Annotated in this window: 16 protein-coding genes; 4 read left to right on the forward strand and 12 right to left on the reverse strand. The window is 41.5% G+C overall.

Annotated elements, in window-relative coordinates; genetic code table 11:
* Positions 1-19 precede the first annotated feature (19 nt).
* The 10 genes from I5349_RS08205 to I5349_RS08250 form a co-directional block, all read right to left on the reverse strand.
* Positions 20-1069: a UDP-glucose--hexose-1-phosphate uridylyltransferase gene (locus tag I5349_RS08205; RefSeq protein WP_226390274.1), complete on the reverse strand. Its 1050-nt coding sequence runs from the start codon at positions 1067-1069 to the stop codon at positions 20-22.
* Positions 1066-2226 carry a galactokinase gene (locus I5349_RS08210; RefSeq protein ID WP_226390275.1) on the reverse strand — a complete coding sequence of 387 codons (1161 nt, stop codon included), beginning with the start codon at positions 2224-2226 and terminating at the stop codon, positions 1066-1068. Before I5349_RS08210 ends, I5349_RS08205 begins: the two co-directional genes overlap by 4 nt.
* A 14-nt stretch (positions 2227-2240) precedes the next feature.
* Positions 2241-3917: a sodium/sugar symporter gene (locus I5349_RS08215; protein WP_226390276.1), complete on the reverse strand. Its 1677-nt coding sequence runs from the start codon at positions 3915-3917 to the stop codon at positions 2241-2243.
* 150 nt (positions 3918-4067) lie between these two features.
* Positions 4068-5105, reverse strand: a complete 1038-nt coding sequence (locus I5349_RS08220) for an aldose epimerase family protein (RefSeq protein ID WP_226390277.1) — start codon at positions 5103-5105, stop codon at positions 4068-4070.
* A 76-nt stretch (positions 5106-5181) separates the two neighbouring features.
* Entirely contained in the window at positions 5182-6150 is a 969-nt protein-coding gene (locus tag I5349_RS08225) for an MlaD family protein (protein ID WP_226390278.1), read from the reverse strand.
* Positions 6151-6912, reverse strand: coding sequence for an ABC transporter ATP-binding protein (locus I5349_RS08230; RefSeq protein ID WP_226390279.1), 762 nt, complete (start codon positions 6910-6912; stop codon positions 6151-6153).
* 3 nt (positions 6913-6915) lie between these two features.
* Positions 6916-7743, reverse strand: a complete 828-nt coding sequence (locus tag I5349_RS08235) for an MlaE family ABC transporter permease (RefSeq protein ID WP_226390280.1) — start codon at positions 7741-7743, stop codon at positions 6916-6918.
* 132 nt (positions 7744-7875) lie between these two features.
* On the reverse strand, positions 7876-9087 hold the full coding sequence (locus tag I5349_RS08240) for a response regulator (RefSeq protein WP_226390281.1): 1212 nt from the start codon (positions 9085-9087) through the stop codon (positions 7876-7878).
* Positions 9088-9314: 227 nt separating this feature from the next.
* Entirely contained in the window at positions 9315-9971 is a 657-nt protein-coding gene (locus I5349_RS08245; protein ID WP_226390282.1) for an MCP four helix bundle domain-containing protein, read from the reverse strand.
* A 10-nt stretch (positions 9972-9981) separates the two neighbouring features.
* A complete protein-coding gene (locus I5349_RS08250) occupies positions 9982-10638 on the reverse strand; it encodes an MCP four helix bundle domain-containing protein (protein WP_226390283.1) in 657 nt (218 codons plus the stop codon).
* 242 nt (positions 10639-10880) lie between these two features.
* Here I5349_RS08250 and I5349_RS08255 point away from each other — a divergent pair, with 242 nt between their 5' ends.
* Entirely contained in the window at positions 10881-11351 is a 471-nt protein-coding gene (locus tag I5349_RS08255; RefSeq protein WP_226390284.1) for a GNAT family N-acetyltransferase, read from the forward strand.
* Positions 11352-11434: 83 nt separating this feature from the next.
* On the opposite strand, the gene I5349_RS08260 is transcribed toward I5349_RS08255, so the two are convergent.
* Positions 11435-13702 carry a Tex family protein gene (locus I5349_RS08260; RefSeq protein ID WP_226390285.1) on the reverse strand — a complete coding sequence of 756 codons (2268 nt, stop codon included), beginning with the start codon at positions 13700-13702 and terminating at the stop codon, positions 11435-11437.
* Positions 13703-13835: 133 nt separating this feature from the next.
* Here I5349_RS08260 and I5349_RS08265 point away from each other — a divergent pair, with 133 nt between their 5' ends.
* The 3 genes from I5349_RS08265 to I5349_RS08275 all read left to right on the forward strand — a co-directional run bounded on the left by I5349_RS08265 (position 13836) and on the right by I5349_RS08275 (position 17120).
* A complete protein-coding gene (locus I5349_RS08265; protein ID WP_226390286.1) occupies positions 13836-14423 on the forward strand; it encodes a TlpA family protein disulfide reductase in 588 nt (195 codons plus the stop codon).
* Positions 14410-15384: an NAD(P)H-quinone oxidoreductase gene (locus I5349_RS08270; protein WP_226390287.1), complete on the forward strand. Its 975-nt coding sequence runs from the start codon at positions 14410-14412 to the stop codon at positions 15382-15384. The genes I5349_RS08265 and I5349_RS08270 overlap by 14 nt, the downstream gene beginning before the upstream one ends.
* A gap of 218 nt (positions 15385-15602) precedes the next feature.
* Positions 15603-17120, forward strand: a complete 1518-nt coding sequence (locus tag I5349_RS08275) for a glycosyltransferase family 2 protein (protein WP_226390288.1) — start codon at positions 15603-15605, stop codon at positions 17118-17120.
* Between the two features lie 77 nt (positions 17121-17197).
* Here I5349_RS08275 and I5349_RS08280 read toward each other — a convergent pair whose 3' ends face one another.
* A complete protein-coding gene (locus I5349_RS08280) occupies positions 17198-18592 on the reverse strand; it encodes an alanine/glycine:cation symporter family protein (protein WP_226390289.1) in 1395 nt (464 codons plus the stop codon).
* Positions 18593-18615: the final 23 nt, after the last annotated feature.

An 18615-nucleotide genomic window follows, 5' to 3' on the forward strand; every position in this document is an offset into this window, starting at 1 on the left:
TTCTCTCGAAGTCCTTTTTTTATGCCTTTGCTTTGTAGTGTGTCTTGGGCAAATCCCTGAGGATGGCAGCTGCCTTTTCTGCTGTGAGATCTCTCTGTGGTGTAGCGAGCATCTCATAGCCTACCATAAATTTCTTAACTGTAGCTGATCTAAGTAGCGGTGGATAAAAAACCATGTGCAAATCCCACTCAGGATGGGGCTTCCCATCTGTAGGAGCTTGATGTATCCCGCCAGAGTAGGGAAAAGACACTTCAAAAAGATTGTCATACAAGATCGTCAGCTGTCTATAGGCTGCTGCTAAGTCCCTTTTTTGCTTGACATCAAGATCTAATAAAGACGCCAAATGTAGCTTAGGAGCGATCATGGCCTCAAAAGGCCAAACCGCCCAAAAAGGGACTAAGGCTACGAAAGTATTATTTTCAAAAAGGATCCTTTGTTGTTTCTGGAGCTCTTGATGCACATAATCTACGACCATCGAAGAACCCTTACGCGCATAGTATTCGCTAAATCTCGCTGCTTTCTTAGCTGGTTCATCAGGGATACTTTCTTGCGCCCAGATTTGTCCATGAGGATGCGGATTAGAGCATCCCATGATCTGCCCTTTGTTTTCAAATATCTGCACGTGATTGACCCAAGGCATTTGACCGAGGATTTTGTACTCTTCTTGCCAGCTGTCGATGACGGCTTTCACCTCATCGATGGATAGTTCAGGTACTGTCAGGTCATGCCTTGGAGAAAAACAGAGTACCTTACAGATGCCTTTTTCACTTTTGGCTTTGAAGAATTCTCCTTCATCTAAATTGCCGTCTGGAATATCTGCGGTAATGGCTCCAAAGTCATTTACAAATATGTAGGGTCCTGTGTAGGAAGGGTTTTTCTTTCCTCCTATCCTATCATTACCCGGACATAGATAGCACGTAGGATCATAAGGAATACTCGGTGATGCTACGACCTTTTCTTGTTGGCCTTGCCAAGGTCTTTTTCCTCGGTGAGGAGAAACTTGCACATAGTCTCCAGTGAAAGGATTGAACCTCCTATGACTATGTTCTTCAAAATCAAACTGACTCATATACCTGTCACTAAACGTGTACCGTCTTGAATTTTCACTTCGTAGATAGGTAGCTCTTTTCTATGTTTGGCTTGGTAGATAGCCTGCATTTGTTCTTTAAATTCTTCTACATGGGCTGAGGCGACTAGATTGATCGTACAGCCTCCAAAGCCACCACCCATCATCCTGCTTCCCAGCACATAAGGCAAGTCTTTAGTAGCATCCACTAGGGTATCAAGTTCTCTACAGCTCACTTCATAGTCCGTAGAAAGTCCCTCATGTGAGGCATACATCAACTTACCAAAGCTGACCAAATTGTTTTTAGCGAGCATCTCACAGGCTTGGATGACCCTTTGGTTTTCCTCGATGACATATCGACACCTTTCGTAGATTTTTCCTTTAAACTCTCCCTTGTGGCTTTTAAGCATCTTTAGGGTGACATCTCTCAGGCTAGAGATCCCAATATCATATCTTTGAAGGAGGTCTACCCCCTCTTCACATTCTTGTCTACGGGTATTATAAGCAGAGTCTGCTAAAGCATGCTTTACTTGTGTATCACATAGCAAAAACTCATATCCTTCTAGGCTTATCGGGAAATACTCAAACGCTAAAGATCTGCAATCTAGTCTGATAGCGTGATCTGCTTTGCCCATCACAGAGGCAAACTGATCCATGATACCACACTGCACACCTGCGAAAGTATGTTCGGCCTTTTGTGCCATTTTGATTAAGTCAAGCTTAGGTACCTCATGACCAAAAAGCGTAGCCAAACCCAATCCAACACCACATTCGAGGGCTGCAGAAGAAGAAAGACCTGCTCCGATAGGAATCGCTCCGCCAAAGACACAGTTGAAGCCTTGTACAGCCAAGCCTTTCTGTTGGAACTGATCGATGACTCCCAAGATATAATTGAGCCAACCAAAAGGTACTCGCTTGAAGTCGTTGATCGCAAAAGTAAGCTCTGCATCATAGTCAGTCGAGTACACTTTGCATTCGTCCGAACCACTGGGTCCCATAGCCAAAACGATCTCTTTGTCTATGGCAGCAGGCAATACAAAACCGTCATTGTAGTCTGTATGCTCTCCGATGAGATTGATACGCCCAGGAGAACTGATCAAGATCGGTTCTCCCTCATAGCGCTTTTGATACGTTTGCTTTATCTTATTTTGAAGACTCATATAGAAAATAATCCTTACCAGAATATACCGTAGAGCACTACAAGTACAATCATGATAATGAATGATGAAATATTAAATGTCGGTGAAGTAGCAAAAAGACTTTTGGTAATCACAATTCCTTTTTCATGATCTTGCCCTTTGCCTTCGATCTGTGAGATGATCATCATGACGATCATAGAAAGCACCCACGTGATCATCATCTGATGCATAAATGGTATCGTGACAAATAAAGCACTATCTGACCAGCCATTTGGCGCTACTTTAAAGTAAAGAGCAATCGGAATAGATAGTAGCACTCCCCAGATAGCGGCATTGTTGGTTGTACGCTTCCAGAAGAGTCCCATCATGAATACCGCTAAGATCCCTGGGCTGACTACCCCAGTGTATTCTTGGATGTATTGGAATACTTGTCCTAGATTTTTTAACTGTGGTGCTAAGAATACTGCAATCAGCAAAGCCACTGAGGCTGAGATTCTACCCACATTTACCAAGTTTTTCTCAGAGGTCTTTGGTCCAAAGTATGGCTTAAAGATATCCATCGTAAAGATCGTAGCGGTAGAGTTGAGCATGGAAGCGATAGAACTCACGATCGCTGCGGCAAGTGCTGCTAGTACGAGTCCTTTTAATCCTGTTGGGACAAATGACTTGATCAACCAAGGAGCTGCGTTGTCATTGATGATGCGACCTGTCTCAGAGAAGAAAGATGGATCTGCAGACCCTGTAGAAACCACCCCATCAGGACCGACATTCATCACAAATGCGATAATACCTGGTAGTACGACTATGATCGGTATGATGAGCTTCAACCCTGCTGCAAGCACGATTCCTTTCTGAGCTTCTTTTAGACTTTTGGCGGCTAATGTTCTTTGGATAATGTACTGATTAAATCCCCAATAGTATAAGTTGGCTACCCACATACCACCGATGATCACTGCTAGACCTGGTAGATCCCACCAAGCGTCTTTGCCATCAGGCGTGATGATCTCTCCTTTATCTAAGATCATAGAAAACTTCTCAGGCACTTGTTCATACACCATAGAAAGTCCTGCTAGTACTCCTTGACCATCTGATACATAAGACAAAGCAAATACTGTAGTGATCAATCCACCGATCACTAGCAAGACGACTTGGATCACATCTGTCCAAGCTACTGCCGAAAGGCCACCATATAATGAATAAGCTGCTGAGAAGAGCGCTAGACCTATAATCGCCTTTTGGAAAAGTGCGCCACTGCCATCACCCATGATCGTATCCATTGCTGTAGCACCCAAATAGAGTACAGAAGTCAGGTTGACAAAAACAAAGAGTGCAATCCAGAAGATCGCTAAGATGGTCTTTAGATTGGTACTAAATCGCTTCTCGATAAACTCAGGGATGGTATAGAGTTTTTTCTCGATAAAAATCGGTAAAAAGTACTTACCTACTACTATCAGCGTAAGAGCTGCCATCCACTCATAGGAGGCTATCGCCAGACCTATGGCAAAGCCAGAGCCTGACATACCGATAAACTGTTCGGCCGAGATATTGGCTGCGATGAGTGAGGCACCTATTGCCCACCAAGGGAGGGTCTTACCTGCGAGAAAGTAGTCTTCTGAGGTGTTGCCGTTTTTGCGAGACACCCAGATGCCTATACCGATGATGATGATACCATAGGCAATGAAAATGCCCTGATCAATCCAAGAAAATTCCATAGTGTTTGATTTAGTCAAGTAATCTATCTGTACCCATTCTTCAATTTGGGCACAATTCTACGATGGCTTGAATATCCCTATTTTTTGTTTTACAGCCTAATGTTTTTTCAATCAAAACATCGTTTAAACAAAAGCTGATGATCTATAGGGTTATTGCACTACAGAGAATTTATAGATACAAGTCTGTGTGTAAGTCTCTCCAGGATTTAAAACAGTAGAAGGGAAATTAGCTTGATTAGGGCTATCAGGAAAATGCTGTGTCTCTAAGCATAATGCTGACCTGAAAGTGTAAGCCTTATCTTCTTTCCCAGTAATGCTGCCATCAAGGAAATTGCCACTGTAAAACTGTATGCCCGGCTCTGTGGTATATACTTCCATTTTTCTACCATTGGCTGGAGCAATCACCGTAGCCGCAAGACTTAGTGCTCCTGCTTCCTCTTTGTCCAAAACCCAATTATGATCATAGCCCTTACCATAAGCTAGCTGCTGAAAATCAGCCTCTATACGCTCACCAATCGCTACTGAAGATCTGAAGTCCATAGGAGTACCCCCTACAGAGGCGATTTCTCCTGTAGGAATTAGTAGGCTATCTACGGGTGTGTAAGCACTGGCATTGAGTGTCAAGATATGGTCAGTGATCTCTCCACTTCCAGCTCCATTGAGGTTGAAAAAAGAATGATGGGTCAAATTCACAACCGTTTGCTTGTCTGTACTAGCTTCATAAGTGATCTTAAACTCACCTTCCTCAGTCAGCGCATAAGTCATCAATACGGACAAAGTCCCAGGAAATCCTTCTTCTCCATCTACTGAGGTATAGCTAAAGACGATCTCTTGCTCAGTGGCTGATACAACTTCCCATACGACATTGTGAAAACCATCAGGTCCACCATGCAGCGAGTTAGGGCCATTGTTTTTAGCCAGCTGATAGGTTTTACCATCTAGTGTAAACTCGCCATTGGCTATGCGATTGCCATAGCGACCGATCGCAGCACCAAAGTAAGGTTCAGCACTTTTTTGGTAGTCTTTTAAACTGTCATAACCTAGAACGATATCTGCAAGCTTTCCATCACGGTCAGGCACGAATAGTGTCACTACCTTTGCGCCAAAGTTGGAGACAGTCATCTCTATCCCTTTACTATTTTTAAGTGTATAAAGCTGCACGGGCTTACCGGCTATGATTCCTTCCATGGGTTGTGTTTGTATTGATTTTTCTTTAAAGTAAGGACTAAAAAAAGGAGGCTGTTTGTGTAAACAGCCTCTAGTCTTATTTGATCTTACCTTTTTCTAATCTCTTGAAATACCTCCTAAAAAGGAAGTTGTGTCTGATGGCCACCATATTGGTATCCAGCTTTTCTGATGTGCTTTCTAAATTCTCTGTCATTTGCTTGATCGTGGCAGCAAACTCTGAATCATTGAGCATCATACCCATGAAATTATCAGACTCAGTGAGTCTCTGAGAGCTTGTCTCCAAGTTGAGGCTAAGATTAGCAATGCGCTCACTGGCTACATTGAAATTACTCAGTGTACTATCTAATTTAGGATATAATTCTTGGTCAGTGATGAGCTTATTAAAGAGTGTACCTTCTTGATTGAGTGCACTTAGGGTTTTATTCAAGTTATTGAATGAAGCTCTCGCTCCAGCTACTGTGGCCTTCATTTCTGAGAAAGTGAGTTTTACCTCATCTCTAAAAACTGTATCCGTCAGTAACATCCCAACCGTACCCTTACCACCTGCTAGATCATCAATGATAATAGACAAATCTGCAATGATTTTAGTGAGGTTTTCTACGTTTTCTGGAAGTTTGGCCATGAGTGCATCTGTATCTATAGGCGCTTTGATCTTGAGCCTATCTCCATCCTCTACTGGTGGTGCATCATTAGACCCTCCCGAGATGACGATGATCTTGTTACCTATGAGGCCATCTGAGCCAATGCTTGCCTCTGAGTCCTTCTTGATGAATTCTCTGACTTTCTCTTCGATATTGAGGTCGATTTCTATCTGACCACCACCTAAGAAGTGGATATCCTTCACTGTACCTACTTTCACACCTGAGTACCAGACGTTATTGCCTTTTTGAAGTCCACCTACATTTTCAAAGACTGCCTTGAGTCCGAATGTACTAGAAAAGATCTTTTTTTGACCTCCTAAGGAGATGATCATAAAGATGAGTATGGCTAGCGCAATCGCTACAAATATGCCTACTATGACTGATTTTTTGTGATCTGGATTCATCTATTCTATAAAGTTATAGTCAAAAAACGGTTTCAAATTTGGATCCTGAGTACGAGATACTTCCTCAAAAGTCCCTTCTGTCTTGAACTGCCCATCGATCAATACCACTACACGGTCGCCTGTTTGCTTTGCACATGTCAAGTCATGTGTGATGATGATAGAGCTCGTATGATATTTCTCTTGCACTTCATTGATCAGTTCATTGATCTCTATGCAGGTGATGGGATCTAGTCCTGCGGTTGGTTCATCATAAAGCATAATCTCAGGGTTGAGGATCAGCGTACGTGCGATCCCTATACGCTTACGCATCCCTCCAGAGAGTTCTGAAGGCATCTGATTGATCGCTCGCAGAAGTCCTACATCTTCAAGCGCCTCCTCTATCTTCATTTCGGTTTCCTTTCTTGTCAATCTCTTGTTTCTCACAAGCGGGAATGCGAGATTTTCCCTAACAGTCATCGAGTCATACAAGGCACTATTTTGAAATGAAAAGCCAATCTTTAAGCGCAATTCGTCCATCTCTCTGACCGAAAGCTTATCGATACGCTTGCCTAGCACGTCTATGGTTCCCTCATCTGCTTTGAGCAGTCTCACTACTAGTTTGATCAATACTGACTTGCCAGAGCCTGATTTACCGAGCACTACTAGGTTCTCTCCTTTATATAAGTGTAGATCTACTCCTTTGAGCACATCCATATCTCCAAAGGATTTTTTGACTTCTTTGACCTCTATTACCTTCTCACTATAGTCTATCTCGTCTCTCATAGCTTATGCGTATCTGATAGCATTTACGATTTGTAAGATCAATATCTCTAAGATAAATATCAAAAACATGGAGGCGACCACCGCTGAGTTGGCGGCTTTACCTACTCCTTCTGTACCTCTCGAAGAGTGATATCCTTTATAGCAACTCACCATTCCTATGGTAAATCCGAAAAACACCGACTTGATCACTGATGAAAATAAATCCAAAAAAGTAATCGCATCAAATACTTGTACCACAAATGAGCTTAAACTCACTAATTCATTGCTCCTAACATTCAAATAAGAACCTGCTAGTGCGACAAAGTCTGTATACATCACCAGTACAGGGATCATGATCGATGTTGCTAGTACTCTCGTGACCACTAAATATTTGAAAGGCTTAGTGGCGGATACTTCCATCGCATCTATTTGCTCTGTGACATTCATCGATCCTAGTTCTGCACCTATATTGGAGCCCACCTTCCCTGCTGCGATCAGGGCTGTAACGAGCGGTCCTAGAGCTCGGATGATTGCGATAGAGATCAAAGCAGGAAGCCATGAAGTAGCACCAAATTCGGCAAGTGATGGTCTAGACTGATTGGTAAATACCAAACCAGTGATAAAACCCGTCATACTGATGAGCGGAAGCGATTTATACCCCACTTGGTAGCACTGTCTGAGTACCTCTTTAAACTCATATGGAGGAAACCATACTTCTCTAAAAAATCTAGCGACAAAGGAGAAGACCCCATATAACTCACTAAAAAATCGATCTATCTTTTTACTGATGACGTATTTCGGAGTTGAACTTTCTTTTGGAGATTCTTCTACGACTTGATTTGCAGATGCCATACTATTCATTTAAAAGCGCGAGTTGACTCTGATTGACAAAGCCAAAATAAGGCAAAAAAAAGGGAATCTTGAACGTTTATTCCATAAACTTAAGACTCTCCACAGAAAGAAGCCTTCAAAGCACTGAAATGTTTAAAGAATTTCACTCAGATTTTCTTTTGAAAGCGGCTTGATGATGAAGCCATTGACCTGATTATACTTCATCGACCTGAGCACGTCATTCGGATCAATAGAGGAAGTGACCATTTTGACTTCCATCTGTATCTCCTTTGCTTGAAGCTTGTCTAGAAACTGCCAGCCATTCATACTAGGCATATTGATATCTAGTAAAAGTAGATCTGGCATATCCTGGCCGCCATCTAGTAAATATGATAAGGCCAACTCTCCCTCTGTGTAACTACTCACCTTCATATTGGGGTGGAGGGATTTGATCATCTTGGTATTGATCAGGTGCTGTATGCTATCATCATCTACAAGCATGACATGATTGATCTGCTTACCCGTAGTCATCTCTCCTATATGCTTAGCAGCTGTTCTTGATGAAAGTATTTTGTTGATCACCTGAATCTCATTGTCCAATTGATCAGCAGCAGTTTTTAATTTACTTATTAAGCTTTCTTCTACTAAGGTTTTTTCCTCATTGAGGAGATTGACTAAGCCTAGGATATTGGTCAGAGGAGCACGTACCTTGTGCGAATTGATATAGCTATATTTTCTCAATTGCTCATTTTGCTCTTTGAGGAAGCTATTGAGTTTTTGATTTTCTTGTAGAGACATTTCCTTTTCGGTGACATCTATCAGCAAAGCGAGCACCGCAGATCTTCCTTCAAAAATAAATGGATGCGCATATACTTGCATCAATACCACACTTCCGTCCTTTTTCAAGTGACGCTCTTCCACCATTGAGTTGTAGACTACCTTATGCACTGTGCTAGCTTTGCCCATCTCTTGGTGAAGCAAGTCATCCACTTTCATGCTATAAAAATCTCTAGTGGAATATCCGTAACTATTTACCGCCATGGCATTGACTTCAATAAAGGCCAAAGTGTCCTGATCGTAGATCCACATAGGGTTGGGATTGTCCTGAAAAACTAGCCGATAGTGCGCTTCAGATTCGATTAATTTTCGATTAAATGACTTGACAAAAAAGTAGATCAAAGCTGCCGTGATAAAGACAAAAACGAGTCCTTTGATAGTTTGTAAATAAGCTACATTGTAGTCTATAAATAACTCATCTAGTAGCGTCAATAATCTATCACTACCCAGTATCCAACAGGCTCCAAATATCAAGTAAATCAGCGCTATTCTGTGAGGAATATACTTGAAAGATCGCTTCGACCTCATATATCAATACATTTATCTGGGTATCAAAAGCATTTTTGTAATTCTAAAAATTATAAAAAGCCTGATCAAATGTACTCAATTAAACATTCATTTCACCTAATTGGATGATGAATCTGTTGTTAATTTTTTACTTAAAAAAATTTAGGGTAGACTAATTTAGCCTACCCTAAATTTAATTTATTATTTTTAATATCAGACAGTTACCTATATAATATTAAATAATTTGATCAATCCCTCTCATAATGAATGAAGGTGTAATATAAAGCGATGAAAAGTGTCACAGTAAAGGCAATTCCTAGAGTAATGAAGCTAATCCTACGCACATTGTTGATACGATCATAGCTACTCTGATAGAGTTCCTCCCCTACTTTGACCTGTATCAAAGCGATCTCTTGAAGCGGCAAAATCATCGCATCAAAAGTAGAATACCCCTCACTCTCGAAGAGCTGAGCCGCTTGAACAGGCTCATTCAGTTGGACTAGAGAAAAGACTTTAGCTACTACATCATCAAATAACTTTTTGTTGACTTTGTACTGCTTGAAAGCTTCGTATTCTGCTGGTGTCAAAAAAGTATTCGAATACAACTTTTGAAGGCTGTCAATGGAAGCATTATAGGTCTTGATGCTAGCCATTTCTGTCTCATCTAATTCGGCACTACCATCCAAGATTTGACGCTTGATCAGACTCTTGATCGCATACTCAAATTGAGACATGAGTGCTACCTGATTGGAAGGGACGAGCCTATCTTCATAGATAGATCTGAAAGAGACTGACACCTTACTCAGCGAGTTGATCCCAACCAGACCGCTCACTGTAAATAGCAAGAAAACCACGATTAGGGCGTTCTTTATTTTCCCGAACTGGGCAATTTTTTTCTTTATCATCTTCTTTTAATTATTCGTAGTAGTAGAAAGTCAAATATAAGCCAACTATAATGACTGAGACCAAAGCTATACCCATGATGACTAGAAACAATACTTTTACATTGCCTGTAATATTTTCTACATCTGTATAGAGGGTTTTTCCTACTTCTAGCTGTATGTTCATAAGCTCTTGCAAGTGACTAATGACACTGTGTAAAGACTCCTGCCCCTTTTGTTGTAGCATTTTCTCTGCCTCTTCTCCTTTTCCTTCCATTTTGAGACGAATGATCTCTTTTTCCACCTCTTTGTAGGCAGCATATGAGTCTTTAAACTGTTGCAAATACAGCTTCTCATCGTCTACTAGATAAGTTTCGGCCAGCTCAGCGATGAGTAGATTCAAGTCTGTCTTGCGCTTGGCTATAGCTCGCTGGACAAGCTCAGGACTGACTACATCGGCATTGCTGTAGACAAAAGATTCTAAGCCTATTTCTGTTTCGTAAAAGAGCTCCATCATCTTAGCGACATTACGCTCAGGGACTAATCGATCATCATATAATGTCTTAAATGAATCTGAGAGCTTCCCTACAGTAGAAAGTCCAATGATTCCCACTAGCATGACCAATACGACCAAACCTACAAACAGGGCTGAAAGCTTAGATTTGTGTTTGTTTTTATAAAACCAATGCATCTTAATATTATTTTTTTATCAAATTTCAAGCTAGCACAAAATAACTGATTCTAATACATTTAAGCAAAATAAGCTTCTATTTCGGTTATATAGAGCTTTTGTACTTTAAAAGATCAACAACTTTTACCAAAATATAGAATCCGTTTTCTTTAAGCACCTTTTTAAAATTGTTTTTTTGACTATTTATTTCCTAAATTTAAATAATCAATGATTTTTTGATCCAAAACCAAAGCAAACACACAATGAGCAATGCCCAAATCAAATTCTTTATAGCAGATACGGATGAGATCAAAAACCTCGCTGTATGGCTAAAAAGTCACTTCCCCACTATGGAGAAAACGTATATTGGAGAAAAAGGCTTTAAAACCTATATCGATAATTTCAAGGAAAAAAACCTGCTCGATAGACGTAAAAAAGGATTTGAAATCTGCTGTGCAAAAATAGAGGGGGAGATCGTAGGGTTCTGCGAATACAACAGCAATCAGATCCACCTCTTCTTCGTAGCCCCTAAGTATCAAAATCAAGGAATAGGCAGTATGATGCTTGAGCAACAAGTTAAATCCCTGAACCAAAATGGCGTTTATAATAAAGTCATCATAGAGAGCCCTCCACAAGCTTATGACTTTTTCAAAAAGAAACATTTCATCCCTACTGCACCCGAGCTCGAAAGAGATGGTATGATCTTTAAGCCTATGGAGCTACATTTTGGATGATTAACTAGCGGTTAAATAAATTAAACCTAAGTCAAATATTTGGTAGAAAAAAGCCTTATCTCATCGATAAGGCTTTTTTTATATTATTTAAACTTATTTTTAAGCATCGCCAATTTAGTAGCTAGATCTCCATCAGCTACTGCAGAAGTCTGTTTGGTTTGTTCTCTTCTTTGAGCTTGAGGTCGAGCTCCCTCTTCCCTCTTTGGTTTCTCTGCAAATGGATCTGACTTCATACTCAGCGCGATACGCTTTCTAGCGATATCTACTTCGACTACGGTCACTTCTACCTTTTGCTGTACTTGTACGATATCATTGGCATTGCTCACATAGCGATCTGCTAGATGACTCATGTGCACAAGTCCATCCTGATGAACTCCGATATCTACAAAGGCTCCAAAATTGGTAATATTCGTGACGATACCAGGGAGCTTCATTCCTACTTTGAGGTCTTCCATGTGGTTGACACCCTCAGCAAATTCAAATGCTTCAAAAGCCTCTCTAGGATCTCTACCAGGCTTGGAAAGCTCCGATAGGATATCTTCTAAAGTAGGCAAACCCACCTCAGCAGTTACGTATTGTTTGATATTGATTTTTTCTCTCAGCGTATCATCCTTGACCAAATCAGCTATAGTGCATCCTAGGTCTTTGGCCATCTTGCTGACGATCTCATAGCGCTCGGGGTGCACAGCGGAGCTATCCAGAGGATTGGCAGCATTGCGAATTCTCAAAAATCCAGCGGCTTGTTCAAAGGCTTTATCTCCCAGTCTTGGGACATTTTTGATGGCTGCTCGATCTTTAAATGGTCCATTTTGATTTCGATACTCTATGATATTCTGTGCTAGCTGAGGACCTAGTCCTGATACATAAGTGAGTAGTTGCTTACTCGCTGTATTGACTTCTACTCCTACTGCATTTACGCAGCTCATGACGACATCATCTAGGCTATTTTTAAGTTGTGATTGGTCTACATCATGCTGATACTGACCTACGCCTATCGACTTAGCGTCTATTTTGACTAGCTCAGCTAGAGGATCCATGAGTCTCCGACCGATAGAGACTGCTCCTCTCACGGTTAGATCATGATCTGGAAACTCTTCTCTCGCCACATCAGATGCAGAATAGATCGAAGCACCGCTTTCATTGACCATGACAATCGCGATATGGCTTGGAAGTCCCAATCCTCTCACAAACTGCTCTGTCTCTCTACTGGCCGTTCCGTTGCCAATAGCGATCGCTTGCACACCATACTTCTCCACCATGTGCTTTACTAAAGCAGCAGACTCACGCACTTGCTTTTGTGGTTCATTTGGATAAATCGTCTCATTTTTCAGTAGCTTGCCTTGCGCATCTAGGCAGACTGTCTTACAGCCTGTTCGAAATCCTGGATCTATAGCCATCACACTGCGCTCTCCTAGTGGTGCCGAAAGCAGCAGCTGTCTTAAATTTTCAGCAAAAACCTTGATCGCCTCTTCATCTGCTTTCTTCTTTGTTGCCAATCTCACCTCTGTCTCCATAGAAGGCTTGAGTAGACGTTTATAGCTATCCTTTATGGCTATGTTTACTTGATTAGCGGCCGCGTTACCTGCTTTGATGAAATGTTTTTCCAACAGCGCAATAGCCAGCTCTTCTTCGGGACAAGAGTCTAGCATCAAAAAGAGCTCTTTCTCCCCTCTTCTCATGGCTAATACCCTGTGAGATGGCGCAGTCTTGATGGGCTCTTCCCAGTCGAAGTAGTCTTTATATTTTTGTCCAGCTTCTTCTTTGCCAGGAATCACTTTTGATTTGAACACACCTTTTTCCATAAAAAGCGTCCTCATAGCAGCTCTAGCCTCCGCATTTTCATTGATCCACTCTGCGATGATATCTCTCGCACCAGCAAGTGCATCCTCTACTGTCGCCACTTCTTTGGCTTCGTCTATATAGCCTGATGCTATAGTTTCTAGATCTATCTTTTCTTGTGCAAATATCAGTTCTGCCAGTGGCTCGAGTCCTTTCTCTCTAGCAATAGTAGCCTTCGTTCTCCTCTTAGGCTTATAAGGCAAGTAAATATCCTCAAGCACTGCCATAGTCTCTGCTCCGACTACTTTGGCTTGAAGTTCTGGTGTTAGTTTTTGTTGTTCTTCTAGTGATTTTAGTATAGCTTCCTTGCGCTTATCCAGCTCTCTGAGTTGGGTGACACGATCTCTGATAGCAGCTACTGCTACCTCATCCAGACTTCCTGTGACCTCTTTTCGATACCTAGAGATAAAGGGCACTGTGGCTCCTTCATCCAAAAGTTCAGAAGTAGCCTTTACTTGTTTTTCACTAATGCCTAATTCCTTGGCTACTTTGAAATAATGTACTTCGCTCATTGAATTATTTTTAAGATATTGTATGCACAAAGATGTGTAATCCGAGTCACATATAGAAAAACAAATGTTGCTTACCTTTGAAAGCTTTTGACGCTCAAGTAGAAAAGAATTCTAATTAAATAAATCCAATAAAATGTCTCCAACTCTGAAAAAGGAAATCAAATCGTGGGTGATCATTCTCAGTGTGATGCTGGTGGGGCATTTTACGGGCATCAACAAACACTTCATCACGGGAATCCAATCGGTCATGATCCAAGTGATGCCACTAAACCTAAGTCCTGATCATGAAAAAGTAGCTCAGAAAGCTGACTATAGTCTGACTATGAGCAATCCAGCGGGAGAATTGATAAAATTTGAAGATTATAAAGGGAAGGTAGTTTTTCTTAACCTTTGGGCAAGTTGGTGTCCTCCATGTCTAGCCGAGATGCCTAATATCAACAACCTGTATGAAAAAATGAAAGACGAGCCTGATATCAAATTTGTCATGCTGTCTATCGATGAAAACTTCGACAAAGCACAAGCTTATGTCAATAGAAAGAAGTTCAACTTCCCTTATTTCAAGGTGGAGTTCATGCCTCAAGTATTTAAAAGCCCCTCTATTCCAACCACCTATGTGATCAATAAGTCTGGTGAGATCATCTTCATCAAAGAAGGTATGGCAGACTACAATACCAATAAATTCATAGATCTATTAAAAGAAGCTGCTAATGAAGGTAATTAGCATCACTGCAGCAGGTGGACCAGAAGTACTGCAACTGGATGATAGGCAAATGCCTACTCCAGCTGCTAACGAAGTACTGATCCAAGTACATGCTGCCGGTGTCAATCGTCCAGATATCGCACAAAGAAAAGGTCACTATCCTGCACCCAAAGGTGCTGTAGCTGATATACCGGGCTTGGAAGTCGCTGGGGAAATCACTGCTTTAGGTACAAGTGTACAACACTGGGAAGTAGGTGATCGAGTATGTGCACTCCTCACTGGTGGTGGTTATGCGGAGTTTGTCACAGTAGATCAAAAGCAAGTACTTCCCATTCCTGCAGGCTTAGATATGGTAGAAGCGTCAAGCTTACCCGAGACATTTTTTACCGTTTGGAGCAATGTTTTCGATAGAGGCCAATTCAAAGCAGGAGAAAAAGTGCTCATCCATGGAGGTACTAGCGGCATAGGCGTAACTGCTATCCAAATGGTCCAAGCGATGGGCGGGTATGCTTTTGCTTCAGCTGGCACTCCTGAGAAAGTTACTTTTTGTCAGTCTCTTGGGGCGCAAGCTTACAATTATAAGTCAGCTGATTTTTGGGAAGCATTGCAGAGAGACAGTGAAGGAATTGACATTATCTTAGATATGGTCGGAGGTGACTATTTTGAGCAAAATATCAAGCTACTCAATCCAGATGGCAGACTGATCTTTATCAATGCGATGAAGGGGCGTCAAGCGACTGTTGATATTCTACAGATCATGACCAGAAGACTTCACATCACTGGATCTACTTTGAGAGCAAGAGATGCTGACTTCAAAGGGGAAATCGCCACAAAGCTGTCTCAACATATCTGGCCACTACTATCTGCTGGTACGATCAAACCGATAGTCTACCAAACTTTCCCTTTAGCCGATGCTGCTAAAGCGCACCAGCTCATGGAATCAAGTGAGCATATAGGCAAAATCGTACTGGTGGTTTCTTAAAGGCTATCATTCAGGATACTGATTCAGCTTTTCATTTTTCAAACTCCATTTCAAATAATCCCACTTTGCCTACCTACTTCCTCAATTTGCGTATTTAGTCCGCAGCGCTCACTCTCAAAAGTAGCTTTTAAACCCTAAAAAAAGGCTTTTTAGACGTGGTATAGTAGTTGAAACATCAATCTGGAGCGATGCTCATAAACCAAACCTATACCGATCATATGGATACCAGAGAAAAAGCAACACTGGAGAAGGAAAGCGAAATAAACAGCGCTGTAAAGAAAAAGCAGGCACACGAAAGCCGATTGTTTAGCTTCGTCTTACCAATGGACAATCAGGCGATCAGCCATGCATTAAATACTAAAAATTGGAAATCAAAAGCAGTTCATCCTGCTCATCCAACTCAAGGATTTTATAAGAAAGATATTTTCCTACTTATAGCAACTTTCACACTGCTATTAAGTGGTGCTTACTTAGTGTATGAATTACAGCCAAGCTTCGAAGCATTGCATTTGAGTAGAATCAGTTCGACTTGGGGCTTTAGTTTAATAGTCTTATCTATATCATTGATATTATTCAAAGCAGGGTTCTTCCTTTTCAACTTAGTCCTCTATCTACGCTATAAGCCAGTGAAGTCAGTGAGTGATGAGCTACTTCCGACTTGTACTGTGATCGTCCCTGCCTACAATGAGGGCAAGCAAGTATATGATACTTTACAAAGCTTGGTAGAAAGTGATTTTCCAGCGGACAAATTGCAACTCATAGCCATAGATGATGGTAGCCAAGATGATACGTGGCACTGGATGCAAGAGGCTAAAAAAACCATCGGTGATAGACTGGCCATCTATCAACAACCTGTGAATAAAGGAAAAAGACATGCATTGTATAGAGGATTTCACTTGGCTACAGGTGAGATATTTGTCACAGTAGATAGTGACTCCATCGTCAAAAAAGACACACTACGTAACATGGTATCACCATTTGCTTTGGATCAAAAGTGCGGTGCAGTAGCAGGTAATGTGCGTGTATTGAACAATCAAAAAGCGATCATTCCTCGCATGCTGAATGTCAGCTTTGTCTTCAGCTTTGAGTTTATCAGATCTGCACAGAGTCAGTTGGGATCAGTGCTTTGTACCCCTGGTGCCCTATCAGCTTACCGCAAAAAAGCAGTAATGGCTTGTCTGCCTGAGTGGATCAATCAAACCTTTATGGGACAACCATCTGACATTGGGGAAGATCGTGCCATGACAAATATGATCCTCAAACAAGGTTATGAAGTGAAGTTCCAGAAAAATGCTTACGTCCTAACTAAGCTCCCTGAAAAATATAAGGGCCTCTACAAGATGTTTATCCGATGGGAAAGAAGCAATGTGAGAGAGAATATCATGATGTCTAAGTATGTATTTAAAAATTTCAGAGAAGGTTCTACTTTCGGAACGAGGTTACTATTTGTGAATCAGTGGGTCAAACTCATTATGGCTTATCCATTCTTGGTATTGATGCTATCTTTTATCTTGACACATCCAGTTCTCTTCTTAAGCTCTACTTGTATGAGTATTTTGATACTGTCTAGTTTTCCTGCGATCTTTTATGCTAAAAAGTATAAATCAGCAGAAGCATTCTGGGCATATTCTTATAGCTTGTTTTACACCTTTGGCTTATTTTGGATTACACCATATGCCATCGCTACTGCAAGTAGAAGAGGTTGGCTGACTAGAGGACTCCCACAAGCTAAATAAGTTAAGTGCAGTATTACTTAAACCAAAACGGCTACTTCAGATGAGGTAGCCGTTTTGGTTTGTATTATTATATATCCTCAAGCTTTTTCAGCCTTCATCCTAGCAAAGTAGTCTTTAGTAGCTGCTACCACCTTTGGTGCTAAGATGATCGCAGATACCATGGTAGGTATCGCCATCACGGCATACATCGCATCTATGAGGCTCACCACAACTGCCAATGAAGCCACTGCTCCAAAGATGATCGTGGCTAGATAGAAGTAATTGTAATATTTAGCTTTATCGGCACCAAAAAGGAAATTGGTGCACTTAGTGCCATAATAAGAATAGGTAAACATGGTAGAAAGTGCGAAAACAAAGACACTTAACATGAGTAGATAAGTCCCAAAGCCTGGCAGTGCTGTCTCAAAGGCTGCAATGGTCAATCGCACGCCATCATTTTCTGTAGACTCCCAAGCTCCTGTCGCAAGAATCGCTAAGGCCGTCAACGTACATACTATTACCGTATCAATGAAAGGACCTAGCATGGCGACAAGCCCTTCTCTTACTGGCTCATTGTTTTTAGAGGCTCCATGAACCATCGGTGCTGTTCCGATACCTGCTTCATTAGAAAATGCAGCGCGTCTAGCTCCGATCACGATCATCTCTCCTACTACACCGCCCATGACAGCCTTTCCTGTAAATGCATCCTCTATGATACTCCAAAACATGGCTGGCACTTCTGTATAATTGATAATCAAAATGATCAACACTGTAATGAAGTAGGTAACCACCATAAAAGGCACTAGCTTCTCTGCTACTTTACCGATACGCTGAATGCCCCCAAGAATCACCAAAGAAACCAACCCACATATAATAATTCCCAATACTAATTTTCTCAGATCAATCTCTCCCATAAAAGAAGACCACATCATAGGCTCAAGTCCATTGGGCAGCATGATCACTTCATCGATCACCGCGATGAGTTGATTCGCTTGAAAGATGGGTAATAAACCTATCATCCCCGCTACGCAGAAAATCACTGCAAGTGGCTTCCATTTTTTACCCAAACCCTCTGTGATGACATACATAGGGCCACCTTGGATCTCTCCTTGGGTATCTTTTCCTCGGTACATGATCGCAAGGGTACATGTAAAATATTTGGTCGCCATACCCACAAAGGCGCTCACCCACATCCAAAAGATCGCTCCTGGGCCTCCCATATTGATCGCTACGGCTACCCCTGAGATGTTTCCAAGTCCAACTGTAGCCGCGATAGCTGAAGTCAAAGCCTGAAAAGAACTGATCTGACCAGGAGCATTTTCATCGTCATATTTACCACTGACTACCTTGATCGCATGACGCAACTTAGTAAAGGGCAGAAACCCACAGTAAATCATAAAAAAAGCTCCTCCACCCATCAAAAGATAGAGCAGCGGCATCCCCCAAATCCAGTTACTAAAATCTACAATTCCTTCCCCAAGTATTTCAAACATGATTCATTGCTATTGTTACAAGC

It is taken from the genome of Penaeicola halotolerans, from assembly GCF_016464625.1.
Lineage (GTDB): Bacteria > Bacteroidota > Bacteroidia > Cytophagales > Cyclobacteriaceae > Penaeicola > Penaeicola halotolerans.

Excerpts from the sequence above, each read along its gene's own strand:
- I5349_RS08205 (WP_226390274.1), bottom strand. The coding sequence starts at position 1,069 with ATGAGTCAGTTTGATTTTGAAGAACATAGTCATAGGAGGTTCAATCCT.
- I5349_RS08210 (WP_226390275.1), bottom strand. The coding sequence starts at position 2,226 with ATGAGTCTTCAAAATAAGATAAAGCAAACGTATCAAAAGCGCTATGAG.
- I5349_RS08215 (WP_226390276.1), bottom strand. The coding sequence starts at position 3,917 with ATGGAATTTTCTTGGATTGATCAGGGCATTTTCATTGCCTATGGTATC.
- I5349_RS08220 (WP_226390277.1), bottom strand. The coding sequence starts at position 5,105 with ATGGAAGGAATCATAGCCGGTAAGCCCGTGCAGCTTTATACACTTAAA.
- I5349_RS08225 (WP_226390278.1), bottom strand. The coding sequence starts at position 6,150 with ATGAATCCAGATCACAAAAAATCAGTCATAGTAGGCATATTTGTAGCG.
- I5349_RS08230 (WP_226390279.1), bottom strand. The coding sequence starts at position 6,912 with ATGAGAGACGAGATAGACTATAGTGAGAAGGTAATAGAGGTCAAAGAA.
- I5349_RS08235 (WP_226390280.1), bottom strand. The coding sequence starts at position 7,743 with ATGGCATCTGCAAATCAAGTCGTAGAAGAATCTCCAAAAGAAAGTTCA.
- I5349_RS08240 (WP_226390281.1), bottom strand. The coding sequence starts at position 9,087 with ATGAGGTCGAAGCGATCTTTCAAGTATATTCCTCACAGAATAGCGCTG.
- I5349_RS08245 (WP_226390282.1), bottom strand. The coding sequence starts at position 9,971 with ATGATAAAGAAAAAAATTGCCCAGTTCGGGAAAATAAAGAACGCCCTA.
- I5349_RS08250 (WP_226390283.1), bottom strand. The coding sequence starts at position 10,638 with ATGCATTGGTTTTATAAAAACAAACACAAATCTAAGCTTTCAGCCCTG.
- I5349_RS08255 (WP_226390284.1), top strand. The coding sequence starts at position 10,881 with ATGAGCAATGCCCAAATCAAATTCTTTATAGCAGATACGGATGAGATC.
- I5349_RS08260 (WP_226390285.1), bottom strand. The coding sequence starts at position 13,702 with ATGAGCGAAGTACATTATTTCAAAGTAGCCAAGGAATTAGGCATTAGT.
- I5349_RS08265 (WP_226390286.1), top strand. The coding sequence starts at position 13,836 with ATGTCTCCAACTCTGAAAAAGGAAATCAAATCGTGGGTGATCATTCTC.
- I5349_RS08270 (WP_226390287.1), top strand. The coding sequence starts at position 14,410 with ATGAAGGTAATTAGCATCACTGCAGCAGGTGGACCAGAAGTACTGCAA.
- I5349_RS08275 (WP_226390288.1), top strand. The coding sequence starts at position 15,603 with ATGGATACCAGAGAAAAAGCAACACTGGAGAAGGAAAGCGAAATAAAC.
- I5349_RS08280 (WP_226390289.1), bottom strand. The coding sequence starts at position 18,592 with ATGTTTGAAATACTTGGGGAAGGAATTGTAGATTTTAGTAACTGGATT.